The sequence below is a fragment of the Vibrio sp. 10N.222.46.A1 genome (assembly GCF_041473595.1).
Taxonomy (GTDB): Bacteria; Pseudomonadota; Gammaproteobacteria; order Enterobacterales; family Vibrionaceae; genus Vibrio; species Vibrio tasmaniensis_A.
The window spans coordinates 1-1799 of the sequence record NZ_JBFRSN010000867.1 but is presented as its reverse complement, the minus strand read 5'-3'; the positions used below and the strand labels follow the sequence as shown (position 1 = coordinate 1799).

2 protein-coding genes are annotated in these 1799 nt (G+C 38.0%); one reads left to right on the top strand and one right to left on the bottom strand.

Going from position 1 to position 1799, the window contains the following annotated elements; translation table 11 throughout:
* Positions 1–463: 463 nt before the first annotated feature.
* Positions 464–925, bottom strand: coding sequence for a TetR/AcrR family transcriptional regulator (locus tag AB4496_RS21305; RefSeq protein ID WP_009845738.1), 462 nt, complete (start codon positions 923–925; stop codon positions 464–466).
* A gap of 529 nt (positions 926–1454) precedes the next feature.
* Between AB4496_RS21305 and AB4496_RS21300 the strand changes: the two genes are divergently transcribed.
* Positions 1455–1754 (top strand): YfcZ/YiiS family protein, encoded by a 300-nt coding sequence (locus tag AB4496_RS21300; protein WP_009845739.1) that lies wholly within the window; start codon positions 1455–1457, stop codon positions 1752–1754.
* Positions 1755–1799: the final 45 nt, after the last annotated feature.

Genomic DNA, 1799 nt, shown 5'->3' with positions numbered 1-1799 from the left:
GTGTACGGCTACACAAGTATTGTCGAAAAGCACCCAACCATGAACTTCCCCCAGGTTCATCCCGCACAATAAGTTCGATTAAGAACAGGTTCGTTTTGAGTATTCGCTTTCTCTAACAACCACACCATTCACCGCCTCGATTTCTTCGAGGCTTTTTATTGTCTCACAGTCCCTCTCTCGCCTTAAAATCAATTTTATTAGTTACCATGGCAATACCCCTTAAAACGGCTCACCTTGAGCGTTTGAGGCTCTAGAAATAAACACCATCAGTTAATGTTAGTAAGCTTTTAGTTACTCAGAAAGATGTAGGCGAAACCCTAAACATCTAAAAAGAAAAGAAATAACTTTATTCGGCACAAAGACAGCATAACGACAACGGTGTGAAAGCTAGAGAAAAAAGGAAGAAAAGTGAAACTACAGGTACAAAAAAAGCCCCCTCAGGAGCTTTTTTATTGCGTGTTGATTATTGGCTCATATGAATCAATGATTTACCAATCAACCACTCTAATTCTTTACCACTAGCATCACCAAACTGAGTTTCAGTTAGCTTGTACAAGCGGTCGATACCGTTTGCCGCGAACTCATGTGCATTCTCAGCAGTAACGATATGATGGAAAAGTAAACGTAAGATCGCTAGGAACTCAGCATCTTCAAGTGCAGCAACCCAGCTAGCCGAAAATGCATCAAGGCCATTTTCAAAGTCAATGTGTTCCATGAACATCTTGAAAATACGACCGTCTAGAGCAGCAGTAAAATCCGTTTTCTTTGGAAAGTGATGACTTATACCTGTACGAGAAACGCCTGTTTGTTGACTCAACGTCGTGTATGACATTTTGTCGTAACCCAATCTCAATAACTGGTCTACAACGGCATCCATGATCTTCTGGATCGTGATTTCTGTATCTTCTTTACTACGCTTTGGCATATTCAGGTTCTTCTCTTTGTAAATCCATCTAACTCAACCGAATGAAGTCAGAATGAAAATCGTTATCAGCATTATGTGAGCAAGGTATTTTTTCGCAAGTATTTCCATTAAATACCCACAAATACTTTGTACGAACAATTTTACAGTGTTGCCTCTTTGGGCACTTTGTTTAATTATTCTTCGAAAATCACCTTACAATCCTAAGTCGATAAGTTTAAATAACTACTTAGAATATGAAATACCCAACGAAAAATTCATTGTATAAATAACTGTCAAGCGATAGATACTCTTATAAAATCAATCCTGGCGCAACTAAGTGAATGATATTCTGACAAATAAATAACGTACCTCTTCAGGAAAACGTGATATTAATCACATACATATTTATCGTCGCGAATATACATATTCATTAAATATCCTATCAAACAGCATAGCATACTAGTAAAAATTAGTTCAAAGATTTTGATTTTTGTAGATACAGTTCAAATTGCTCGCTAGAATAACCGCAGACTTTGTAAGAGGATTATTTATGAGCCAAGATATTGGTAACAATGATGTATGTGAGGCTTGCGGCTGCGCAGGTGAAATCGGGTTTATCATTAAAGAAGGCGACGATGTTGCCGAAGTAACGGTTTACGGTAACTCTAAAGCACTCATTGAAACTGAGTTTGCTAAGTACGTTGAGCTTGCTAAACAAGTGTCTAGCAACGTTGAGTTTGAAGCATCAGAACTGACAGAAGAAAGCACAGAATTAAATGCTCGCTTTAAGTTTGAAGTCAGCGCTGAGAAGATTATTTTCGAACTTAAGACTCGCTCTCTAGCTCGTTAATATAAGCACCAACACTCATACCAATGAAAGACGAGTTTATTTCTC

Bases quoted from the DNA above. Each gene is read 5' to 3' on its own strand.
- AB4496_RS21305 (WP_009845738.1), bottom strand. From the start codon at position 925: ATGCCAAAGCGTAGTAAAGAAGATACAGAAATCACGATCCAGAAGATC.
- AB4496_RS21300 (WP_009845739.1), top strand. From the start codon at position 1,455: ATGAGCCAAGATATTGGTAACAATGATGTATGTGAGGCTTGCGGCTGC.